The organism is Arcicella aquatica, from assembly GCF_034928825.1.
Lineage (GTDB): Bacteria > Bacteroidota > Bacteroidia > Cytophagales > Spirosomataceae > Arcicella > Arcicella aquatica.
This window is the reverse complement of record NZ_JAYFUL010000033.1, coordinates 29,596-53,480: the sequence shown is the minus strand read 5'-3', so window position 1 is coordinate 53,480 and position 23,885 is coordinate 29,596. Positions and strand designations below refer to the sequence as shown.

Below are 23,885 nucleotides of genomic sequence, written 5' to 3'. Positions count from 1 at the left end.
TAGTACACCTTAAATCACTAGTTACTTTACATCATTTACCCAGTTGAATCTATCAGAAGGAGAAAACTTCCAAGGAGCTTGGTTCGTTTCCAAATTAGAAAACATAGCATTCCATGAGGCAGGTGCACTAGACTCCTCCATAATTTGATATCGACGTAATTGCAGGATAATATCTAAAGGCGAAATATTAATAGGGCATTCTTGCACACAAGCATTACAAGTGGTACAAGCTCGTAATTCCTCTGAAGAAATATAATCTCCGTATAAGGCCTTCCCATCTTCTACAAAGATTCCCCCATTGACCGATAGATTTCTACCTACCTCCTCCAGACGGTCGCGGGTATCCATCATGATTTTACGAGGAGACAAAGCTTTACCTGTAATGTTAGCAGGGCAAGCAGCAGTACAGCGACCACACTCTGTGCAGGAGTAAGCATCCATCAGGTTTTTCCAAGACAAATCCTTAATGTCTTTTGCACCAAAACGAGCAATTTCTGTGCTGGCTTGCGCATCAGGTTGTGATAAGCCTAACATGATTTGTACTTCCTTTGTTACTTCTGGCATATTCGACATTTCACCTTTAGGCTTCAAATTTGAAAAGTATGTATTCGGAAACGCCAAGAAAATATGTAAATGTTTAGAATAAGTAACATATAAAGCAAAACCCAAAATACCCAGAATATGCAACCACCAAGCTGTGCGCTCATAAACAATGAGGGCTGTTTCGTTCCAGTTTATAAAGATTGGCTTCAAGAAAGAGCTAATCACAAAAGAGCCTACTTGATGATAATGCTCGTTGCCACGTTCTTGTAAAATACTATCTACAGCATTCATACTGAGGAGGGCTGTCATTAATATGATTTCGGCAAATAGGATAGTATTAGCATCGATTACAGGAAAACCATTGAGTTCACGGTGGCGTGCAGCTTGCAAACGTTCTACTTTGGTAATATTTCTACGGATTAGAAATATAAGACAAACCGAGAATACGCCGAAAGCCAGTATTTCAAAGAAATTAATCAAGATAGGATAGAGGCTTCCTAATACTGGAGCAAACACACGGTGAGTACCCAAGATACCATCGAGTACAATTTCCAATACCTCTACATTAATCAATAAGAAACCAGCATAAATGACAAAGTGCATAATACCGACGACGGGGCGGTCAAACATTTTCTTTTGTCCGAAAGCTATTCGTAACATTGTCTGCAAACGTTCAGAAGGATTATCCGAACGGTCTTCAGCTCTGCCCAATTGAATGGTCTTTTTAATGGTTTGTATGCGTTTTGAAATAAAATAAGCTGCCAAACCAAAAGCTGCTACAAAGAGAATTTGTTGAATGATTTGCATAGTTCAGAAAAATAAGCCTGTTTAGCTTACTTAATATTAAAATGTATCAGAACCTCTTTTTGATGATTTTAAAGAAAATCTGGTGATTTTTTTAACAATTTACTGAATTAATTGTGTGTTACAAAGATGTGGTTTTTCTATTTGTTATGCAAGCATACTATTTGAAAAATAATTTTAAAATTTTTGAAATTATTTTTAGAAAATGTTTGGTGCTAAAAAAAAGTTTCCTACCTTTGCAGTCCCGAAACACAGGCGGGATTCAGGTGAAGTAGCTCAGTTGGTAGAGCATCGGACTGAAAATCCGTGTGTCGGCGGTTCGAGTCCGCCCTTTACCACAAAAAACCCCTTAGACGTAACGTTTGAGGGGTTTTTTATTGAATTTACGTTAACTATCAACTGTACTCACAAATGCTGTGTAACAATTCTTCTAGTGTTATATCTATCAACTATCATAGATGTTAGCTTACAATCATCCTAATTTTAATACCTTATCTCCTGATTCTATATTAAACAATTTCTTAGAAAAATATGTCGGCAACTAGGGCGAAATAATACTCAAATTAGAGAAAATAGAGTCTAATATTAAACGAAAAATATTTTTCATCGAAAAAATAAAGTAAAAAAGAAAAATTGTTATATTTGAAATCTTCAAATAACTAAGTAGTTCAAACAATGGCAATAAGTTTAGTAAAAGGGCAAAAAATAGATATTGGATTGTCTAAAATTAGTGTAGGTCTTGGCTGGAATCCTAATGAAGGAACAGGAGAGAGCTTTGACTTGGATGCGTCGGCTTTCATGATAGATGCCAATAGAATTATTCCTGCTGATGATTTTTTTGTATTTTATGGAAACGTAGATTCTCCTGATGGAGCTTTGCACCACACTGGTGATGACCCTACTGGAGGAAATAGTGAACATGGAGATGATGAGACTGTGCAAGTAGATATTGCTAAAATTGACCCAAATATTCAAGAAATTCTTTTTGTAGTAACAATACACGAAGCTTCAGCTCGTAAGCAAAACTTTGGGCAAGTCAGAAATTCATATATTAGAATTGTTGATGAAGATACGAAACAAGAGATTGCAAAATATGAATTGGATGAAGATTTCTCAGTAGAAACAGGAATCGAATTTGGAAGACTTTACAAAAGGAATAATAGTTGGAAATTTGAAGCTTCAGGAATTGGATATAAAGAAGATTTGGCTTTCTTCTTGTCTAAATACTTTAAAGGACAAATTATTAAATAATCCTTTATTAAATTTAATAAAATACACTAATTCTACCCCTTTATGAAAGTATACAAGCATTATTCATTCGACCTTTGGCTTACACTTATTAAATCAAACCCTACCTTTAAAAAAGAAAGAGCATTTTTCTTTTTTAAACATCTCAACGCTTCAAAGAAAACCCTAATAGAAGTAGAAATCATTTTTCGTCGTATAGATTTAATGGTTAATGCTGTCAATCAGAAAAGTGGTAGAAATATTAGTGCAGAGGAGATGTACTTGATGGTTGTTTATGAGATAAACGAATCTGATTGTATTTTCCATAATCTTGATATAACATGGCTCCTTAATGAAATGGAGTTACTTTTCTTTCAATATATTCCTGTAATTTATGATGAAAACACACTAAATGCATTAAAAACCATTAAGGAGAATAATGAAATCTCAATGAGTATTTTGAGTAATACTGGATTCATCAAAGGCTCAACATTAAGAGTTGTATTAGAAAGATTAGAATTGGCGCATCTTTTCGATTTTCAACTTTATTCTGATGAAGAGGGATTATCAAAACCTAATCCCAAATTTTTCGAATTGATGTTGAATAAAGTCTCGACGCTAAAAGAAAATAGACCTATAAGTTCAAGTGAGATTATTCATGTTGGAGATAATTTAGTAGCAGATATTTATGGCGCAAATTTTATAGAAATCAATAGTTTTCAAATAAACTCAAATAAAAATACAATTTCTGACTTATTAAAATAATGCAAAATACTTATTCGCTACATAAAATTAATAGTATCGAAAGCCTAGGGTTTAGTCCTACTCATTATAGCAAATTCAAATATGGAGATGATGCAATAGCCCAAGAATTTGGTACATGTTTGGCAGAAGGTTTTATTAAGGACCAATTAATGAAATATCCAATTGATACTCAGATAGTGGTTATCTCTAGTCCATTTGCTTTTATTCCTACAGCTACATTTGCAATGAAAAACTATTTTGTATTTCGTTTAAACAGATGGCTGGCATCAAATAATTTCCAAGTTGTCCAAGAAACAAAAGTTACTCGTAGTATTACGTACAAGGAAGATTATGGAGAGTTGGATGAAATACAACGTATGAAATTAATTGGTAATGATAAATTTCATATAGATAAAGATTTCCTGAAAGATAAAGTGTTAATTTTCTTGGATGACATTAAAATAACTGGTAGTCATGAAAAGATGATTACAAAAATGCTAAGGGAATATAATTTAGAAAACGAAACCCATCTTTTATACTTTGCCGAATTATCTAACCGAAATATTCATCCTAATGTAGAGAACTTTTTAAACTACTATTGTGTAAAATCTATCTTAGATTTAGATGGCATCATCAAAAATGAAAGATTCGCCATTAATACTAGGATTGTAAAATACATTTTAAGTGGAGATAGTACTATATTCAAAATATTTATCCAAAATCATCATAATAGTTTTCTTGAATTACTTTATGATATGGCTATTGGCAATAGCTATCATACAATAGAGGCTTATCGAGAGAATTTGACTACATTAGAATCACACATTCAAAAAATAACTCAAACTCAAAATATAATAACTATTTAACATGGCAATTAATTTACAAAAAGGGCAGCGAGGGTCTCTGACTGCTCCTAAATTTACAATTGGTTTAGGTTGGGATACTAACAGTTCTTCAACAGGAAAAGATTTTGATTTGGATGCTTCAATTTTTGTAATGGGTGCAAATAAAAAAATCTTATCAGATAACCATTTTGTTTTCTATAATAATTCAAAAACACCTGATGGTGCTGTGGAACATTCTGGTGATAATTTAACAGGAGATGGAGATGGAGATGATGAACAAATTAAAATAGATCTTTCTAAAATAGATATTAATGTTACTGAAATTTGTATAGTAGTAACTATTCACGAGGCAGAAGATAGAAAGCAAAATTTTGGACAAGTGCGCAATTCATACATTAGAGTTTTTGATTCAACTACTAATATCGAAATACTAAAATATGAGTTAGAAGAAGACTTTTCAATTGAAACCGCTATTGAATTTGGTAGAATTTATAAGCGTGGTGATGAGTGGAAGTTTGAGGCAGTCGGTTCTGGAATGAAAGGAGGCTTAGAAGATTATCTAAATAAATATAACTAAAATAAACACTAATACTATGGCAATTAATTTATCGAAAGGTCAGAAAATTGACCTAAGAAAAGAATCAGGCTCTGAACTTACTAATTTTTGTGTAGGGGCTAACTGGGGAGCAATTGAAACGAAAGGCTTTTTTGGATTAACGACCAACAAACAAAATGTAGATTTAGATTTAAGCTGTATTTTGGTGGATGATAACAACAATCTGTGTGATCATATCTATTCGCCGTTGTATAAAATTGAGGTTTTACAGAAGTTCGGTTTACCTAAGGGTAAATTAAATACGATTGATAATGCCATGAGACATACAGGTGATGATTTGCAGGGCGATACTGGCGGTGACGACGGGCTAGACAATGAAATTATTACGGTAGATTTAACCAAAATCAACCCTAGTGTTACTAAAATATACTTTTTCTTGAACAATGCTGGTAAAGAGGATTTTTCTTTAATCCCTTATGCTAAAATCCGTATGTTTGAAGGCTCGCCTACTAGAGTGACTTCTGTTTTTGCTTCTTACAATGTAGCCGCAGAACCACAGTACAAAGGCAAAACCTCGTTGATATTAGGCAAACTCTACAAACGAAATGATAAATGGAAGTTTGATGCCATTGGCGATGCCACCGAAGATATGTTCTTAGGACAAACCATTCACAGAATCATGCAGTCATACTTATAATCATACCTAACCCCTATGGAAATCAATACTAATGGTCTAACACCTGCCGAACTAAGAGATGGTGTAGCACAAGGTGGTAAATTTGTATTTTTTAAACATACCATTTCTATCATTCTCATTACTTTCAGACAGACGTCTGATATTTATTATATAGAACCGGGTGGCTCTACCTTTACCCATTCATGGACTAGCATATTAATAAACCTGTTTTTGGGTTGGTGGGGTATTCCGTGGGGGCCTATTTATACTATAGGGGCATTGTATAATAATTTTAGTGGTGGCGAAGATGTTACCGAGGTAGTGATGTCTCAAATCAATAATAACGATTCATCTTATGGAACAGGCACAACCTATAATATTCCTGGGCAAGGTAATGGTACAAGTCAACCTACCTACAACATTCCAAATACTGGTACAACCAATGGTAACAATACCTACAACATTCCGCGTAATTAATTGTAAATTGTCGATAATGATGGATAGATTAAAAATCCATTATTATCGACAATTTTTTAAACAATCATCCACAAAGGATTAAGCATATGAGAAGACTACCCGTTTACTTAGTATTAGATACTTCTGGCTCAATGAATGGCGAACCTATTGAAGCCGTTAAAAATGGTGTACAAGTAATGATAAGTTCATTACGGCAAAATCCTCAAGCCATTGAAACAGCTTTTATTAGTGTAATTACTTTTGATACTAGTGCACAGCAAATAATTCCATTGACAGATTTAGCCTCTTTTCAGATGGTTGATATAAAAGCCTCAGGAGTAACTGCTTTAGGAGAAGCCCTTAAATTAGTTAGTAATTGTATTGAGCGAGAAGTTGCTAAAACCACGATGGAACAAAAAGGTGATTGGAAGCCTTTGGTTTTTATTATGACTGATGGTGTTCCAACAGATAACTGGCAACATGGATTAACGGAGTTTAAAAAGCATAAAACTGCTTTTACAATTGCTTGTGCTGCTGGTAGTGGTGCAGATACTTCTATTTTGAAGCAAATCACGAATGATGTAGTTAGCTTAGACACGGCAGATAGCGCCAGTATTTCAAAATTCTTTTTGTGGGTTACAGCCTCTATCGGTGTATCATCAACCAAGGTAGAAGACAGCGGTAAAGAAGTGCAAGGCTTAAAAGAATTGCCTCCGCCACCATCAGAACTGAATATTGTAGTTTAATTGACCCCTAAGATGAGAAGATTACCCGTTTATTTTCTATTAGATACTTCTGGTTCAATGTATGGCGAACCCATCCAAGCATTAAACAATGCCCTGAGCGGTATGATTAATACCCTCAGAATGGATGCTCAGGCACTGGATTCGCTGTGGATATGTATCGTAACTTTTGATAGAGAAGTAAAAGAAATAGTACCCCTTACAGAATTAGCCTCTTTTCAGTTGCCCGAAATCACTTGTCCGCAGAGTGGGCCTACCCACACAGGCAAGGCACTAGAGATGCTGTATCAAAAAGTAAAAACGGATATTATCAAGGGCAGTCCCACCCAAAAAGGCGACTGGAAACCCCTATTATTCCTTTTTACAGATGGCAAACCCAACGATTTGCAACTGTATAGAGAGATGCTTCCGCAAATAAAGTCCCTTAATTTTGGAGCGATTGTATGCTGTGCCGCAGGCAAACTAGCAGACGATAGCCTCTTGAAAGAATTGACTGATAGCGTAATTCATTTAGACAATGCCGATAGCACTACCTTGAAGCAGTTTTTTAAATGGGTTTCAGATACCATAGAACAAGGAAATAAAAGCCAAGGTACGGGCGAATCTGTCGCTTTACCTCCTCCTCCAAGCGAAATAAATATTGTAATATAATGAACCTAATACTCCATATTTTAATCAATATCCTTATCGTTGGTTTATTCCTTTATTCAAAACTTTTGCCTTATAAAGATAGACTAGGCGGTCAGTTCAAAAGTGCTTTTGATTTTTTTAGTAGCTTATTTACCCCTATTCTCAACGGACTAAAATCTGCCTTTAAACCCTTTGAGGTTGGGCAAGGGCTGTCTGTCGATATGTCACAAATTGTATTATTAATAATTCTGCTATTGTTGAACCGATTATTTTAATGTAAAACAATGAGACGACTCCCTATTTACTTCTTGATTGATGTATCCGAATCAATGGTGGGCGACCCAATCCAGCAAGTAGAAGATGGTATCGCTACCATCATCAAAGCCATCAAAACCGACCCTTACGCTATCGAAACCGTTTGGATTTCCATTATCGTCTTTGCGGGACAAGCAAAAACCTTAGTACCCTTACAGGAAGTAGTAAGTTTTTATCCTCCCCGATTTCCAATAGGAGGAGGAACTTCGCTTAGTAATGGACTCGGGCATTTGATGTTTGAATTACGCCGAAACATCGTAAAAACTACCATGGAACAAAAAGGCGACTGGAAACCCATTGTATTTTTATTGACAGACGGCGTGCCAACAGATGATACCAAAGCCGCCATAACAGAATGGAAACAGCATTGGGGCAAAACGGCCAACATGGTAGCCATTTCTTTTGGCAATGGTACAGACCTATCCTTGTTAAATGAATTGACCGACAACGTCCTGACGTTCAACAATGCCACTCCCGAAGATTACCGAAAATTCTTTAAGTGGATTACAGACTCTATCAAAACGAGTAGCATCAGTGTAGAAAACAATAATAGTGGTTTTGAAATGGCGAAGCTAGACGATAGCTCGCTTACCAAAATAGATTTTACCGATGCTAAAGCCAAGCCCGCACAGCAGTATATCGATAATAATTTTGTAGTATTAGCAGGAAAATGCCAAAATACTAAAAAACCATATCTTATCAAGTACAAGAAGTTTTTGAGTAATGCTAATACAATGGGCTTTAGTTATCAAAGCCTTTCGTACAGGCTTGTAGGAGCCTATAAAGTAGATGATACGTACAACGAGTTAACAGACATCAACGGTATCTCTGCAAAAATCAATACAGAAGAACTGGTAGGGATGCCCGCCTGCCCATGTTGTGGCAACCAATACGCGTTTGCGATGTGTGCCTGTGGAGAACTACATTGTGTTGGCACACAAAATATAAACGAAAATGATAAAAATGAAGCTGAAATAAGTGCAACTTGCCCTTCGTGCGGTGTACACGGAAGTTATGGTTTTAGTAGTGGCGGATTTGACGTAAACAGAACCCAAGGATAATACCTACCATGAACCAAACAACGAAGCAGTACATAGACACCCTTTTTGCACAAATAAACATAGTAGTACCAAGCCGCAGAAAACAATTTTTTGAGGAGTTTGTTCAAAATGAAAGCAATATTAAAGCCGTAAAAACCATACAAGAAAACCAAGAAATGATGATAGAGCAATGGAGAATAAAGAATATCATACAGGACATCATTGAAACGCATCTTGTAATACCCAATGCTACCGTAGGCAAACCCTATAAAGCCATTTTAGATTTGGGCAAACTTGGCGGTATGGAGGAAGACAACATTGTTTTTACAGAATTTGAAAATTTAGAACACCTAGGTTTAGCTTACGACAACGAGTCTGAAAGCATCAATGGAACGCCTACCCAAAGCGGAGATTTTAAAATCTCTATGAAATTCAGAGTGAGGGGCGAAGCCGACGATTCAGTATTGAACGAAAAACGCATTCCATTGATTATCAATGCCGACCCAAAGTCGCTTTGGAAAGATATACCCAGCACCCAACAAGAGGATAACTATTGGAAGCAAGACAAGGCTGATGCTTTTGATAAACTAGGCGACAGGCACATTGTGGTGGCATCTAAAAGGGGGCGTTCGCATGCCAATGTGGGTTCGTTTAGGGATGATGATTTTGCCTTTAAGCATTTTCCAGATACGGGCTGGAACCTAGTATGCGTTGCGGATGGTGCAGGCAGTGCCAAGTTTTCAAGAAAAGGCTCAAAACTAGCCTGTGATGGTATCATCGACTATTTCTCTGAAAATTTAACGGCAACATCCTTTGCTGAGTTTGATAATCTTCTACTGGAACATAACGCTGGCATTGGCGAAGATACCCAAAAGAAACTCAACCTTTTTGTGTATAACAAATTAGGAACGGCTGCCTTTACTGTTCATAAACAGCTAGAAGCTTTTGCTACAGATACCCAAGCAAACCTCAAGGATTTTCATACTACTCTGATATTTGTTTTATTCAAGAAATATGACTTCGGCTATGCCATCCTGTCGTTTGGGGTGGGCGACTGCCCAATAGGACTGTTGAACAAAGACTTGACTGAGATTAAATTAATGAATTGGCTAGATGTAGGTGAGTATGGCGGAGGTACAAGATTTATAACAATGTCTGAAATATTCAGTAGCAATAAATTCAGCACCCGTTTTGGCTTTAAATTAGTAGATGACTTTTCGTATTTAATGCTAATGACCGACGGTATCTACGACCCTAAGTTTGTGGTAGAAGCCAACCTAGAAAAAATCGAAAATTGGCAAGCCTTTTTGGATGATTTAGGCGGAAACAACGAAGAAAAAATTACAGTAGCCTTCAACCCCGAAAACATCGAAATAGCCAATCAACTATCGGCATGGATGGATTTTTGGAGTTCTGGCAATCATGATGACAGAACATTGGCAGTTATATTTTAAGTAATTGAGTGATTTAATGAATGAGCGATTTAGTAATTATAAAGTTAAACTGCGGCGACGGACTGCTCATAAATTACCAATGAAGCTGTTTAAACTTTCCCTTTCGGGTTAAACTAAGTCTTTTAGCATAGCTTGTTCCAAAATTTACTCAACGTAGCGATGCTATGCTTCTCAAATTTTGAAAAAATCAATTCAAAAATACAATACTTTCACCTTAGAAACGGAAAGTTTAAACAGCTTCAATTGTTAAAGTAGTACATTTAAAACAAACGACGTTGTTTTGTGAATTAAAGTGCTAACTAGCAATATATCAAATTCAAAACTCATCGCTTACAACTCACAACTCCTAAATAATGGGTGTAATTACAGTAAAATCCATCATCAACGATTCCACTTATCAATATGTTGATAACGGAAACCCCAAGAGTGGCACGGCAAAAAATGTGTATTTTAGCCCTGACAAAAAATACGTAGTCGCTATTTTTAAAGATAAACAAGACTTTAACCAAAAGGAAAGACTTACGAAGATTGTAACCCAGTATTACAATGCCATAAAAACCAAAGAAGCAGGAGATTATTACCTAGAAGAAATATATCGTTGGCCTACTGATGTGATTGAAATTGAAGGCAAAACGGGTTTAATTGTACCAATATATAACTCAAAATTCTTTTTTAAGAAAGGCTATGCTACTAGTGATTTAATTCAAGGCGAAGAAAAAAATGGAAAGTGGTTTGCTGCTTCTAAGTTTAGGAATAAGCTTTTCCCTTTGCGTTTGGACGAAAGCGAATTGGGTAACTGGTTGGGGTATTTTCAGATTTGTGTCAATTTGGCTAGGGGCGTAAAAAAAATGCACCAAATGGGTTTATCGCATTCGGATTTATCATACAATAATGTCTTGGTTGACCCAGTTACTAAGTCTGCCTGTATGATTGATTTAGACGGTTTAGTAGTGCCGGGGCTATTTGCAGCAGAAGTAATTGGCACAGCCGACTTTATCGCTCCAGAGGTACTAGCTACCAAACATCTGGGCAGAACAGACCCTAACCGCAAGCTACCCAATCGTTTAACTGACCTTCACGCCTTGGCGTGTTTAATCTATATGTATCTGCTACACAGGCATCCGCTAAAAGGAGGCAAAGTGCATGATTTAGATACAGAAAAGGATGATTTGCTTTCAATGGGCGAAAAAGCCTTGTTTATCGAACATCCCACAGATGCTACTAACAGGCCCAAGATGAACCAAATATCTAAATGGGATACCTATTGGGCAGATGTGAATAAGCTACCTTATACCCTAACGGGGCCATACCTAAAAGAGTTATTTAACCTAGCCTTTATCAAAGGACTACACAATCCCAGCGAACGCCCAAATGCCGATATGTGGGAACAGGCACTATTAAAAACTACAGACTTGATGCAGCCCTGTAGTAATACAGCCTGTGAACAAAAGTGGTACGTTTTTGATAATACCACCACGCCAAAATGCCCTTTTTGTGGTACTCCCCACAAAGGAACACTCCCTGTATTAGACCTATATCACCAATTTAAACCAAGTGTGTGGCATCCAGAAAACCATCGACTGATGGTTTACAACAATCAATATCTATTTCAGTGGCATGTAAATCGTAACATAACCCGAAACGAACGCCTGACACCTGCCCAAAAAGAACCCGTTGGATACTTTACTTTTTATAATAATGCTTGGGTTTTAGTGAACCAAAAACTAACAGGACTCAAGGATTTAACAGAAGATAAAATGATAGGTATTAACGAAATGGTAATATTAACTAATGGGAAAAAACTATTACTATCAAAAGAAGACGGTGGAAGAGTAGTGGTAATCACGATGGCAAATCAATAATTTAAAACTTAACTCATTTAAAATGAATTCGTTAATTCAAGATATTAGCATCCTATGGCAAGATGTAATCAACCATCCTGGCAATTCACTTGCCATCATTGGAAATTTAATTATTATCGAAAGTTTACTATCGGTTGATAATGCGGCTGTTTTAGCTACCATGGTAATGGACTTACCCCAAAATCAGCGAGATAAAGCATTAAAATATGGTATTTGGGGCGCATACTTTTTCAGAGGAATAGCCATGATTTTCGCTTCAATTCTCATTAGTATTTGGTGGCTAAAGCCAATTGGAGGGCTTTATCTTTTATACCTAGTTTTTGACTGGTGGAAAGGCAAACAAACTGAAACTACCGAAGATGATTTAATTGATAAAAAAAGCAATTGGCTTTATAAATTAACTGTTGGTTCATTAGGTACTTTTTGGGCTACAGTAGCTTTGGTAGAATTAATGGATATGGCTTTTTCAATCGATAATGTTTTTGCGGCTGTAGCGTTTACACCCAATATTATTTTGGTTTGTATAGGGGTATTTATTGGTATTTTAGCGATGAGATTTATCGCACAATGGTTTGTTAAATTGATGGAAAAGTACAGTTTTTTAGAAACTTCGGCTTTTATTGTCATCGCTATTTTAGGGTTAAAATTATTATTGTCGTTATATGAGTATCTTTATCCAGAGAGTGGTTTTAGTCAGTTTCTAAAAAGCCATATTGCAGATATTGTAATTTCAGGACTGACTGTTGGTATTTTCTTTATTCCTATTATTACCTCTTTACTTTTCAATTTTCCGAAAGCAAATAATAAAGACGTCTGATACAATCTATTTATTTCATTACAATCTATGTTGTTTGTATGTTCATAAATTTGTTACATCCCAAAATATTAAGATTAAGCCATTGGAAAATATTATCTTTGGGGCTGCAAACAAGCAAATCAAAATTTAATCATGAACTACATAGAAGTAAAACTAAACATCAACCCAGAATTTTCGGATATTTTCATGGCTGAGTTAGGTGAAATTGGCTACGAAACTTTTACCGAAGAAGCGGAGGGTTTGAACGCCTATATTACAGAAGATTTGTTTTCGGAAGAGCAACTGGATGAAATTATGGAGCGATATTTAGCGATGACTCCTATTAGTTATAGCTACTTGACTTTAGAAAAAAAGAACTGGAATGAGGAATGGGAGAAAAACTATGAGCCTATCTTAGCAGCAAACGGTCGTGTGAGAGTACGTGCTAATTTTCATGAGCCTGACCCAACTATTCAATATGAGTTGTTGATTAATCCTAAAATGTCTTTCGGAACAGGACATCATGAAACTACTTCGATGGTGTTGAGTTTACAAATGGAGATAGACCATCAAGGAAAAAAAGTATTAGACGTAGGTTGTGGAACAGGAATATTAGCCATTTTTGCTTCAAAATTAGGGGCTTCGGAAGTAGCAGGTTTTGATATTGAAGAATGGGCTGCCGAGAATTCGCGTGAAAATGTACAATTGAATGATTGTGATAACATCGTAATTCGTCAAGGAACTATCGAAGATGAACCTGCTGACCAATACGATATTATTTTGGCTAATATCAACAGGAATATCCTGATGCGTGATATTCCAAAATATGTAGCGTTTATGAAACCTGCCCCTTCAAAATTGATTGTAAGTGGTTTTTATCAACATGATATTGAGGACATAGAAAGCGTAGCGAAAGAAGCTGGATTAGTCAAAACACATACGGAAAATAAAAACAATTGGGCTGCTGTCATTTTTGAAAGAAAATAATTGACTTTGGCTATCAGCTATCGGATTTCGGTTTTGAGATGTAGAAGCTGTTTAAACTTTCCGTTTCTGAGGTGAAAGTATTCTAAAAGACTTAGTTTAATCCGAAAGGGAAAGTTTAAACAGCTTCGTATATAATGATAAGATAAAATGTAGCGGCAATCTTCAGATTTGCCGTTTTGTTTTTTAAATGTTTTTATAATACCCCAATCCGATAGCTGACAGCCGAAATCCATTTACCCCCTCACCAATCCCTCGGCTCTTAAATAATCATTCGTCAATACCTCTTTATCTGGATTCAATACTTTTTGTGTTAATACTTCACAGACAAATAATTCGTGGTCGCCAGAATCTATACTTCCTACACATCTACATTGCACATAACCTATGGCTTCTGTAAGGTAGGGACAACCCCTTTCGTCTACCTCAAAAGGTAAGTTTACAAATTTGTTAGAAGTCCTGCCACTTTTCCTGCCCAGTTTCGTAATGAGCTTTTTAGCTTGGTCTTTCGCCAAAAGATTTACATTCAGTATCATACTTTCTCGTACCAATTCGATGGTATAGTCCGTTTTGTATAAAGCCACTGTAATAAACTTCCCCTGCATAGCACTTTGCATAACCCAAGTGGCAATGTTGGCATTTATTTTTCCTAATGGCGAAACCGTTGTGATAGCATGCACATCGTAATTTTTGTATTTTAATAAAGATTTACTCATGGTAATTTTTATAGGATTTATAAATTACAAAACAGATTATTAGAAAGAAATAAAACTTTTACTTTAGTGACCCATTGCGCAATTACTAATAATTATTTGGCCTGATTTTACACTTTTCGTGTAACTTTGAAAACTGTTAATCAAAAAAGTTGTTTAAAGAGATGGAGGTAATTAGTAATTCTTCTGATATTGAACTGTTTCGGGTGGAGGCTCCTTCAGAAGGAGATGCTCGAAGAAAAATGAAGAAAATGAAATCATTTCAGATTCCTGATCTATACAAGAGTACTATCATCGGCGGTATCAAGGAGAAACGCCGTGTTCAAGATAAACTCAAAAAAGACTTTACACCAACAGTCTTAGACTACGGCACCGTAAAGTTCTTGATTTCTAGGCATTTTGGCTTTTGTTATGGTGTAGAAAATGCCGTTGAAATAGCATACAGAACGATAGAAGAAAACCCTGATAAAAGAATTTTTCTATTATCAGAGATGATTCATAATCCTGATGTAAATGCTGATTTATTAAGCAGAGGGGTTAGCTTTATCATGGATACTTCTGGTAAACAATTAATACCTTGGGTTGAACTGACTTCAGACGATGTCGTAATTGTACCTGCTTTTGGTACGACAGTTGAAATACAACAACGCCTTTCTGAAATAGGTATTAATGCTTATCAATACGATACTACTTGTCCTTTCGTAGAAAAAGTTTGGAACCGTGCTACAGCAATTGGTCAGAAAGATTATACGATTGTAGTGCATGGAAAACCTGCACATGAGGAAACCAGGGCCACATTTTCGCACGCCAAAGAAAATGCTGCCACAGTGGTTGTAAAAGACATGAAGCAAAGCATTGAATTGGCAAAGTACATTACAGGCGAAAAACCAGCAGAACAATTTTATGAAGAATTTAGTGGACAGTTTTCAGAAGGTTTTGATGTAGCTAAAGATTTACAAAGAATCGGTGTAGTAAACCAAACTACAATGCTAGCTTCTGATACACAGGGAATTGCTGATTATTTAAAGCAAATAATGGTTCAAAAACATAATATTGAAGGGAACGATGTAACAGCCTATTTCGCAGATACCCGAGATACCCTTTGTTATGCTACCAACGATAACCAGAGTGCTACTTATGGGCTATTGAAAGAAGATGCCGATTTAGTAATAGTAGCGGGTGGGTATAATTCATCAAATACCTCACATTTAGTAGAGCTTTGTGAACAAAAACTACCTACTTATTTTATTTCTTCTGCCGATAAAATTCTAACGAAAAATATCATCAGTCATTTTGATTTACATTCAAAAACTGAAAAAAATACGAGTGATTTTTTACCCAAAAAAGAACAAGTAACGATTATGCTTACTTGCGGAGCGTCATGTCCTGATGCGGTGGTTGAATCTATCTTATTGAAATTGCATTCATTTTTCCCAGATGCACAGCCTGTTCAGGGCTAAATTTTTGTTGAATTGTGAGAAAATCACAATTCAACAAAACACATTGCTCAAAATCCATGTAGCTTAATATTCTCTTCTTCCTATCTTTATTACCCTTATTTTATGGGAAATTTATAAGGTTAGACGGTTTTACAATAAATAGGTATTATTTACGTAAAGCTATCTTTACAAAATACAGTTTGCCCTAAAATAAAATTATATATTGTAACTTAAAGCCTTGATTTTTATTCCAAAAAGGTAAATGATAGATTCAAGCTAAAAGTGTTGAAAAATCGCCTTTACTAAGTTGAATTTTAACTGGTGATAAAACCACATAACTCAGTCTAATCCCTAGGGTAAAAAATCTTTTATTTGTATTCATAAATTAACCTTAACATAATGCAAAGACGTTCGGCAATCAAAAACTTGGCTCTTACGATTGGGGGAACAATCGTTTTACCAGCTTGGGCAAATGCTTGGAGTAAAGAATCACTTCAAAATAATACCTTTAAGATTAGCTATTCCCAAGAGGCTTTATTGGCAGAAATCGTAGAGACTATTATTCCAAAAACAGATACACCTGGTGCAAAAGAGCTTGGTGCAGATAAATTTATCTTGAAAATGGTAGCAGACTGCTATGATAAAAAGTCACAAGATGTTTTTGCAAAAGGGCTTGTTTCTGTAGATGAATTATCAAAAAAAGAAAATGGTAAAACTTTTGTAGAAAGCGATTCAACACAAAAATTAAACACTCTAAAGAAAATGAGTACCTCACAAAACAGTGATGACAAAGGATTTATTCAATTAGTAAAAGGGCTTACGATTGATGGATACTTGGTTTCTGAATATGTGATGACTAATCTAAGAATTTTTGAAATGGTTCCAGGGCGTTTTCATGGCTGTGTACCCATCAAGAAATAATATCAAAATTTTGTTTAATGGGTTAAACATCTAAGTAATGTATTCACGCATTAATTGAGTAATTAATACAATTAAGCAACGTTTTCATTTATCATAAACAATCGATAATTAGGAATTTGAAATGCTACCGCTACGGCAGAGCGTTCACCAATCACTATTTACTAATAACTACTTATTACTACTCTCAAATTTTATTTTAAAAAGATTATGTCCAATTTAAATATAGATGCTATAAAGAACCAAACTTACGATGCCATCGTGATTGGTTCAGGAATAAGTGGTGGCTGGGCTGCTAAAGAACTTACAGGAAAAGGGTTACGTACACTAGTACTGGAGCGAGGAAGAGATGTAAAACACGTAATCGACTATCCAACTACTTTGATGCAACCTTGGGAATTTGAACACCACGGACGTATTAACAAAGATGTAAAAGATGCTAATCCAATCGTAAGTAAATGTTATGCCTTTTATGAAGGTACGGAACAATTTTTTGTAAAAGATGCCGAACATCCTTATGTACAAGAAAAACCCTTTGATTGGATTCGTGGCTACCAAACTGGTGGAAAATCGTTGCTATGGGCTCGCCAAACACAGCGTTGGTCTGAATACGATTTCCAAGGGCCTGCTCGCGACGGCTTCGCTGTAGATTGGCCAATACGCTATGCAGACATTGCTCCGTGGTATAGTTATGTAGAAAAGTTTGCTGGAATTTCTGGCAATAAAGATAATGTGCCTAGTTTGCCAGACGGTGAATTTTTAGCCCCACATGAATTAAACTGTGTTGAAAAATACTTTAAAGAGCAAGTAGCCAAAAACTACAAAGACCGTCATATTATTACAGGACGTTGTGCACACCTTACATCACCTAAGCAAGTGCATTACGACCAAGGACGAGCACAATGCCAGAGCAGAACGATTTGTGAACGTGGTTGTCCGTATGGAGGTTATTTTAGTAGTAATTCATCAACGTTGCCTTGGGCTGCTAAAACAGGTAAACTAACATTACGTCCGAATTCAGTAGTGCATTCAATCATTTATGATGAGAAAAAAGGCAAGGCTACAGGCGTAAGAGTAATTGATGCTACTACCAAGGAAATGATGGAGTTTTATGCGCGAATTATTTTTGTAAATGCGGCCGCTTTAAATTCAAATTTGGTATTGTTGAATTCTACTTCACATCGTTTCCCGAACGGATTAGGAAATGATAGTGGTTTATTAGGAAAATACGTAGCCTTCCATAATTATACAGCAACTATTGATGCTGAATACGAAGGATTCTTGGATAGTACAACCGATGGACGTAAACCAAATTCAGCTTATGTTCCTCGTTTCAGAAACGTTGAAAAACAAGAAACGGATTTCTTGCGTGGTTATGCGGCTGGGTTCTCGGCTGGGCATTATCAGCACGATGATAGAAGTGGTTTAGGAGAAGATTTGAAAAAAGCTTTATTGAAACCAGCATATAACAATGTATGGAATGTTGGTTCGCACATGATGGGCGAAACTATTCCGAAGGAAAGTAATTATGTAGCTTTAGATAAATCGAAAGTAGACCCTTGGGGAATTCCTCAACTGAGAATTTCGGTTGATTATGATGATAACGACCGCAAGATGGTGAAAGATTTCTTTGAACAATTCACGGAAATGTATACAAAAGCTGGATTCACTAATATTAGAACGAACGATTCAAACCGTACACCTGGCTTAGATATTCACGAAATGGGTGGTGCAAGAATGGGAAAAGACCCTAAGACATCTATCTTGAATAAATGGAATGCGATTCATAGCTGTAAAAATGTATTTGTAACAGATGGTGCTTCTATGACGTCAACATCAACACAAAACCCATCGCTTACGTATATGGCAATGACAGCTCGCTCAGTTGATTATGCTGTAAAAGAAATGAGAAAGGGAACTTTATAGCGTTGAGTAATGAGCTATTAGCTTTGAGATTTAAGAAATAATAAAACTGAAAAAGGGTAAGCATCGAATTTGATGCTTACCCTTTTTCAGTTAATAAAATATATCGGCAAATAAAAGCTCAAAGCTGAATGCTTATTACTCAATGCTAATCACTATCTATAATGTTATAAAATTAGCTTTTGTTTAGAAGGGATTGAACATTTTCGATACATATATGTTAAAATGTGCTAATGAAACAAAAACTAAATGGCTTACTTTATATCCTTAAATATTGATATATTTTAATAATAACCATGAAACAAAATCCTTTTAAGTACGCATTACTACTAAGCTTCTTTTTATCGTCGTGTATTACCGCTTTAGGTCAAGATACTAACTTTCATATTTACTTAAGTTTCGGGCAGTCGAACATGGAAGGAAATGCTCCTGTGGAAGCCCAAGATACCGTTAACGTCAATCCTCGCTTTCAAGTAATGGAAGCTGTTGACTGCCCTAATTTGGGTAGGAGCAAAGGGCAATGGTATACTGCCATTCCTCCTTTGTGTCGTTGTCGTACAGGAATTACCCCCGGAGATTATTTTGGTAGGACGATGATTGAAAACCTCCCTGAAAATATAAAAGTGGGCATTATCAATGTTGCGATAGGCGGTTGTAAAATCGAATTGTTCGATAAAGACCATTTTGAAACTTATACGAGTACTGCGCCGTCTTGGATGAAAAACATGATAAAAGAATACGACGGAAATCCGTATGGTCGTTTGGTAGAAATGGCCAAATTAGCACAGAAGGATGGTGTGATTAAAGGCATATTGCTTCATCAGGGAGAATCCAACACAAATGATACGCTTTGGACTAAAAAAGTAAAGATAGTGTATGATAACCTTATGAATGACCTTCATTTAAAAGCTGAGGAGGTTCCATTGCTTGCTGGAGAAACAGTTAATGCAGACCAAGGAGGCATTTGTGCTAGTATGAACAAAATCATTGCTACGTTACCGCAAACTATTCCAAATGCTCATGTTATTTCTTCCGCAGGATGTACTGATGCAGCCGATAATTTGCATTTTAATGCGGCAGGTTATCGCGAATTAGGTAAAAGATACGCTATCAAAATGCTTACCTTGATTCAACATTAAATTCCTCCGTAAAAATACTGGTACCTCATCAAAAGGTCGATAAAATAAGAGATTAATACCCTTCTTCTAAACAAAGGGAATTAACGATTCATAAATTTGTTGTAGTGTAGATTTACTCCACGCATTTTGTGTGGAGTAATTTGTTTATGATGCCATTACACCTTAAACTTCTCTCTAGAACTCTTAATTTCTACAATATGCTCGTTTGCCCATGTGGCTAAATTATTAATATGCGGAATAAGACTAAAGCCTAAATGAGTCAATTGGTATTCTACCCTAGGCGGAATCTCAGGAAATACTTGTCTTGATATTAGTCCATCGGCCTCTAAAGTCCTCAAGGTGACAGTCAGCATTTTTTGTGAAATATCTCCGATTGTCTTATTGATTTCGTTAAAACGCATCGTGCCGTTTTGCCCTAAAACCATAAGAATTAATATCGACCATTTATCGCCAAACCTATCCAGTACGTTTCTAACAGGACAGTTGGCTGAAACTGTAAAATTTTCTATTATTTTTTCCATCATAATGGGTTGATTATCAGTAATAATTACGTTGAAGTAAGTGTCTAACTTTTAAGTGCCTTCTTGATTAATTATTAAATGCAAACTACTTTTACTCTCCAAAAGTAACTTAATTACTTTTAGTATGCAATAAGGCTTTAAAATAAACAATTAAAAAAATGAGCAAGATATTAGTAACAGGCGTAACAGGTGGGTTAGGTAGTGCAGTAGTAAAATTTTTATTAGGAAAAGCAGAGGCTTCAAACATTTCAGTATTGGTAAGAGACGCTGCCAAAGTTGAAGACTTGAAAAGCAAAGGCGTAAACATCATCGTTGGCGATTATAACAATTATGATTCATTGGTTGCTGCTTTCTCAGGGATTGATAAATTATATTTTGTGTCAGGAAATGATATTGCGAACCGTCTTCCTCAGCACGAAAATGTAGTAAAAGCTGCTACAGAAGCAGGGGTGAAGCATGTGGTGTATACTAGTTTCCAACGTAAAAATGAAACAGCTACTTCGCCAATTGCTTTTGTGGCTGAAGGACATTTAAAAACAGAAGAATGGTTAAAAGCATCTGGGCTGGCTTATACTATTCTAAAACATGGTTTATATACCGACCTATTACCAATGTTTGTGGGTGAGCAAGTACTAGAAACAGGAGTGATTTATCAACCTGCTGGTGATGGGAAAACCGCTTTTGCTTGGCGTGAAGATATGGCAGAAGCAGGAGCAAACGTTTTAACCAGTGAAGGACACGAGCATAAAATCTATGATATTACGGGTGCAAAAACTTATTCTTATCAAGACATTGCCAATATCATTTCAGAAATAACAGGTAAGCAAATAGTGTATGTTTCCCCAAGTGTAGAAGAGTTTTCAAAAACACTTACTGATGCAGGTGTTCCAGCGCAATACATTGGTTTATTTGCAGGCTTTAGTGGAGCAATCAAAGATGGTGAGTTTGATGAAGTAAGTTCTGATTTAGCAGATTTATTAGGCAGAACGCCACTAGATGTTGAAACTTTCTTGAAGGGAGTTTATGGGAAATAATTTGAAGATTTGAAAATGTGTTAATTTGAAAATAGATGCTTTAATACAAAAAACAAAACCAGTTGTTGAAACGTCAACAACTGGTTTTGTTTTTTGTAAAGAAAATTGACAACTGAAAGCTGATAGCTCATGGCTCAAAGCTCACAGCTATAAAGCCGCTAAAGCCTGTTCGATATCCGCTTTCAAATCATCGATATGTTCAATACCTACCGAAATTCTTAGTAAAGTAGGTTCAACACCTGCTGAAATTTGTTCTGCTTCTGAAAGCTGTGAGTGCGTTGTTGAAGCAGGGTGGATAATCAGCGTTTTTGCATCGCCCACATTCGCTAAATGACTAATTAATTGTAAGCTATTTACAAATTTTTCAGCTTTAGCTTTATCACCTTTCAGTTTGAACGAGAATACTCCTCCAAAACCACGCGTAAGGTATTTCTTACCCAATTCGTGATAGGGGCTATTTTCTAAACCAGGATAATTTACGTGCTCAACTTCTGGATGATTCAATAGCCAATTAGTAAGTGCCAAGGCATTTTCTCCAATTCTTTCTACTCTTAACGTCAATGTTTCTAAGCCTTGAATTAATAAGAAAGAGTTGAACGGACTTTGAGCAGGTCCCCAATCACGCAAGCCTTCTACTCTGGCACGAATAATAAACTGAATATTTCCGAATGGTCCGCCGATACCGAACACATCATTCAATACTAAGCCATGATAGCTTGGTGAAGGTTCTGTAAACTGTGGATATTTTCCATTACCCCAGTTGAATGTACCAGCATCTACAATTACCCCACCCATCGTTGTACCATGTCCACCAATCCATTTCGTAGCAGACTCAACAATGATGTGCGCACCATGTTTAATAGGCTGACAAATAGCACCGCCTGCCCCGAAGGTATTGTCTACAATAATTGGTAAATCGTACTTGGTCGCTAAGGCAGAAAAAGCTTCAAAATCTGGGATACTAAAGCTTGGGTTTCCGATAGTTTCTAAATAGATGGCTTTAGTTTTATCATCAATCAAGGCTTCAAAAGAAGATACATCATCACCATTGGCAAAACGAGCCTCCACACCGATGTTTTTAAATGAGTTTTTGAACTGATTGTACGAACCCCCATATAAAAATGAAGTAGTCACAAAATTATCACCAACAGTCGTAATATTATTGATAGCGATAAACTGTGCCGCATGACCAGATGCTACTGCCAAAGCTGCCACACCACCCTCAAGAGCCGCCAAACGTTTCTCGAAAACATCACTGGTTGGGTTCATGATACGGGTATAAATATTGCCAAATTCTTTTAAGGCAAATAAATTAGCACCATGTTCAGCATTGTTGAATTGATAAGCTGTTGTTTGATAAATAGGCACTGCACGAGAATTGGTTGTAGGGTCTACTTCTTGCCCAGCATGCAGTTGGAGTGTTTCAAATTTCATGAGATTGTTTGTTAAATTAGCCTGAGTATATTCTATAAAATCTATAGGCAAAGTTATGATATAAAATTTAAGTATAATGAATAGGGGAACAAATTTTTTAGAAATATCAATAGAAATTAATAATAGGGTTTTATGATTAATACTTCTTCAAAATCTTTTCAACGGCATCTAAATACCCACCACCAAAAAGATTTACATGAACCATTAATGGATATAAATTATAAAGAGGAATTCTATCGCCAAACCCATTTTCTATAGGATAGACTTCGTGGTAGGCTTCATAAAAAGTAGGCTCAAAGCCGCCAAACATGGTAGTAAAAGCCAATTCAGCTTCGCGTAATCCATAATAACAAGCAGGGTCTACCAAGGCTACAAAGCCCTTGCTGTCGGTCATTACATTACCAGACCACAAGTCGCCATGCAATAAAGCAGGTTTTTCATTAGGAATAAGGCTAGGGATTTTTTCAAAAAGCGTTTGAAATTTATCATACACTTCCTCAGAAATCTTACGGTCGTAAAGAGCTAAACCTGCCTGCACTTTCAATCTTTTTTCAATAAAAAACTGCACACCATCTTCCATCCATTCATTATTTTGACGTAAGGCGCCGATATAATTATTGAAGTCTAGTCCATGACTATGGTGTGTATGTGTATGAAGTTTTGCTAATTTTTGTCCGAAATCTTGCCAGTAGTTTTCTTGCTTATAGCCTGCCGTCAAGAATTCAATCATCAAATATTCTTTATCTAAAATCTTTCCGTAATTAATTACTTGAGGGATAGAAAGCACACCAGTATCCTGTAAAACTTGTAAACTTTTTGCCTCAGATTCAAACATACCATCATGGTCGCCCTGATTCCATTTAATAAAGTAATCGCCTTCTGCTACTTTTACTTTTACAGCAAGGTTGAAGTTTCCGCCATAAAAAAACTGGAAATCAAGCACCTCTGGGTTATGTCCTAAGTTTTCAAAAAGAATACTTTCTATAAATTGATATTGTTCCTGCGTCTGAAAAGTCATACAAATATTGATTATGGAATGCGAAAGTCAGATTAATTTATCGACTGTCTGCTATGGTTTATTCCAAAATT

The 23,885-nt window shown here is 36.1% G+C and carries 24 protein-coding genes and 1 tRNA gene; 20 read left to right on the top strand and 5 right to left on the bottom strand.

Annotated elements, in window-relative coordinates; genetic code table 11:
• Nucleotides 1-21 precede the first annotated feature (21 nt).
• Nucleotides 22-1,350, bottom strand: a complete 1,329-nt coding sequence (locus tag VB264_RS17595; RefSeq protein ID WP_323251387.1) for a (Fe-S)-binding protein — start codon at nt 1,348-1,350, stop codon at nt 22-24.
• Between the two features lie 262 nt (nt 1,351-1,612).
• Between VB264_RS17595 and VB264_RS17590 the strand changes: the two genes are divergently transcribed.
• The 15 genes from VB264_RS17590 (at nt 1,613) to prmA (ending at nt 13,678) form a co-directional block, all read left to right on the top strand.
• Nucleotides 1,613-1,685, top strand: a tRNA-Phe gene (locus VB264_RS17590).
• A 337-nt stretch (nt 1,686-2,022) separates the two neighbouring features.
• On the top strand, nt 2,023-2,598 hold the full coding sequence (locus tag VB264_RS17585; protein WP_309915145.1) for a TerD family protein: 576 nt from the start codon (nt 2,023-2,025) through the stop codon (nt 2,596-2,598).
• 42 nt (nt 2,599-2,640) lie between these two features.
• Nucleotides 2,641-3,339, top strand: a complete 699-nt coding sequence (locus VB264_RS17580) for an HAD family hydrolase (protein WP_323251385.1) — start codon at nt 2,641-2,643, stop codon at nt 3,337-3,339.
• Entirely contained in the window at nt 3,339-4,184 is an 846-nt protein-coding gene (locus VB264_RS17575; RefSeq protein ID WP_323251383.1) for a phosphoribosyltransferase family protein, read from the top strand. The genes VB264_RS17580 and VB264_RS17575 overlap by 1 nt, the downstream gene beginning before the upstream one ends.
• 1 nt (nt 4,185) lies before the next feature.
• Nucleotides 4,186-4,740, top strand: a complete 555-nt coding sequence (locus VB264_RS17570) for a TerD family protein (protein WP_309915154.1) — start codon at nt 4,186-4,188, stop codon at nt 4,738-4,740.
• A 16-nt stretch (nt 4,741-4,756) separates the two neighbouring features.
• Nucleotides 4,757-5,416: a TerD family protein gene (locus VB264_RS17565; RefSeq protein ID WP_323251380.1), complete on the top strand. Its 660-nt coding sequence runs from the start codon at nt 4,757-4,759 to the stop codon at nt 5,414-5,416.
• Nucleotides 5,417-5,431: 15 nt separating this feature from the next.
• Nucleotides 5,432-5,872 carry a hypothetical protein gene (locus VB264_RS17560; protein ID WP_323251378.1) on the top strand — a complete coding sequence of 147 codons (441 nt, stop codon included), beginning with the start codon at nt 5,432-5,434 and terminating at the stop codon, nt 5,870-5,872.
• An 86-nt stretch (nt 5,873-5,958) separates the two neighbouring features.
• Nucleotides 5,959-6,597, top strand: coding sequence for a vWA domain-containing protein (locus VB264_RS17555; RefSeq protein WP_309915163.1), 639 nt, complete (start codon nt 5,959-5,961; stop codon nt 6,595-6,597).
• Nucleotides 6,598-6,609: 12 nt separating this feature from the next.
• Complete coding sequence (locus VB264_RS17550; RefSeq protein ID WP_309915165.1) at nt 6,610-7,245, top strand: vWA domain-containing protein; 636 nt, start codon at nt 6,610-6,612, stop codon at nt 7,243-7,245.
• A complete protein-coding gene (locus VB264_RS17545) occupies nt 7,245-7,499 on the top strand; it encodes a hypothetical protein (RefSeq protein WP_309915169.1) in 255 nt (84 codons plus the stop codon). The genes VB264_RS17550 and VB264_RS17545 overlap by 1 nt, the downstream gene beginning before the upstream one ends.
• A gap of 9 nt (nt 7,500-7,508) precedes the next feature.
• Nucleotides 7,509-8,600 (top strand): TerY-C metal binding domain-containing protein, encoded by a 1,092-nt coding sequence (locus VB264_RS17540; protein WP_323251374.1) that lies wholly within the window; start codon nt 7,509-7,511, stop codon nt 8,598-8,600.
• 8 nt (nt 8,601-8,608) lie between these two features.
• Nucleotides 8,609-10,033 carry a PP2C family serine/threonine-protein phosphatase gene (locus tag VB264_RS17535; protein WP_323251372.1) on the top strand — a complete coding sequence of 475 codons (1,425 nt, stop codon included), beginning with the start codon at nt 8,609-8,611 and terminating at the stop codon, nt 10,031-10,033.
• Nucleotides 10,034-10,386: 353 nt separating this feature from the next.
• Nucleotides 10,387-11,895 carry a helix-hairpin-helix domain-containing protein gene (locus VB264_RS17530; RefSeq protein WP_323251370.1) on the top strand — a complete coding sequence of 503 codons (1,509 nt, stop codon included), beginning with the start codon at nt 10,387-10,389 and terminating at the stop codon, nt 11,893-11,895.
• Nucleotides 11,896-11,917: 22 nt separating this feature from the next.
• Entirely contained in the window at nt 11,918-12,712 is a 795-nt protein-coding gene (locus VB264_RS17525) for a DUF475 domain-containing protein (protein ID WP_323251368.1), read from the top strand.
• Nucleotides 12,713-12,844: 132 nt separating this feature from the next.
• Nucleotides 12,845-13,678, top strand: a complete 834-nt coding sequence (gene prmA, locus VB264_RS17520) for a 50S ribosomal protein L11 methyltransferase (protein ID WP_323251366.1) — start codon at nt 12,845-12,847, stop codon at nt 13,676-13,678.
• A 233-nt stretch (nt 13,679-13,911) separates the two neighbouring features.
• Here the strand turns inward: prmA and VB264_RS17515 are convergent, their stop codons facing one another.
• Complete coding sequence (locus tag VB264_RS17515; protein WP_323251364.1) at nt 13,912-14,391, bottom strand: flavin reductase family protein; 480 nt, start codon at nt 14,389-14,391, stop codon at nt 13,912-13,914.
• A gap of 248 nt (nt 14,392-14,639) precedes the next feature.
• Between VB264_RS17515 and VB264_RS17510 the strand changes: the two genes are divergently transcribed.
• The 4 genes from VB264_RS17510 (at nt 14,640) to VB264_RS17495 (ending at nt 19,807) form a co-directional block, all read left to right on the top strand.
• Nucleotides 14,640-15,848 carry a 4-hydroxy-3-methylbut-2-enyl diphosphate reductase gene (locus VB264_RS17510; protein WP_323251417.1) on the top strand — a complete coding sequence of 403 codons (1,209 nt, stop codon included), beginning with the start codon at nt 14,640-14,642 and terminating at the stop codon, nt 15,846-15,848.
• Nucleotides 15,849-16,226: 378 nt separating this feature from the next.
• On the top strand, nt 16,227-16,748 hold the full coding sequence (locus VB264_RS17505) for a gluconate 2-dehydrogenase subunit 3 family protein (RefSeq protein WP_323251362.1): 522 nt from the start codon (nt 16,227-16,229) through the stop codon (nt 16,746-16,748).
• A 207-nt stretch (nt 16,749-16,955) separates the two neighbouring features.
• A complete protein-coding gene (locus VB264_RS17500; protein WP_323251360.1) occupies nt 16,956-18,671 on the top strand; it encodes a GMC family oxidoreductase in 1,716 nt (571 codons plus the stop codon).
• A gap of 293 nt (nt 18,672-18,964) precedes the next feature.
• Nucleotides 18,965-19,807, top strand: coding sequence for a sialate O-acetylesterase (locus tag VB264_RS17495; protein WP_323251358.1), 843 nt, complete (start codon nt 18,965-18,967; stop codon nt 19,805-19,807).
• Between the two features lie 155 nt (nt 19,808-19,962).
• On the opposite strand, the gene VB264_RS17490 is transcribed toward VB264_RS17495, so the two are convergent.
• The gene (locus VB264_RS17490) at nt 19,963-20,328 is read right to left on the bottom strand and encodes a winged helix-turn-helix transcriptional regulator (protein WP_323251356.1); all 366 of its coding nucleotides are present in this window, start codon (nt 20,326-20,328) and stop codon (nt 19,963-19,965) included.
• Nucleotides 20,329-20,486: 158 nt separating this feature from the next.
• Here VB264_RS17490 and VB264_RS17485 point away from each other — a divergent pair, with 158 nt between their 5' ends.
• Nucleotides 20,487-21,362 carry an SDR family oxidoreductase gene (locus VB264_RS17485; protein WP_323251354.1) on the top strand — a complete coding sequence of 292 codons (876 nt, stop codon included), beginning with the start codon at nt 20,487-20,489 and terminating at the stop codon, nt 21,360-21,362.
• A 147-nt stretch (nt 21,363-21,509) separates the two neighbouring features.
• Here the strand turns inward: VB264_RS17485 and VB264_RS17480 are convergent, their stop codons facing one another.
• A complete protein-coding gene (locus tag VB264_RS17480; RefSeq protein WP_323251352.1) occupies nt 21,510-22,796 on the bottom strand; it encodes an O-acetylhomoserine aminocarboxypropyltransferase/cysteine synthase family protein in 1,287 nt (428 codons plus the stop codon).
• 136 nt (nt 22,797-22,932) lie between these two features.
• A complete protein-coding gene (locus tag VB264_RS17475; RefSeq protein WP_323251350.1) occupies nt 22,933-23,814 on the bottom strand; it encodes a fructosamine kinase family protein in 882 nt (293 codons plus the stop codon).
• Between the last annotated feature and the right edge of the window lie 71 nt (nt 23,815-23,885).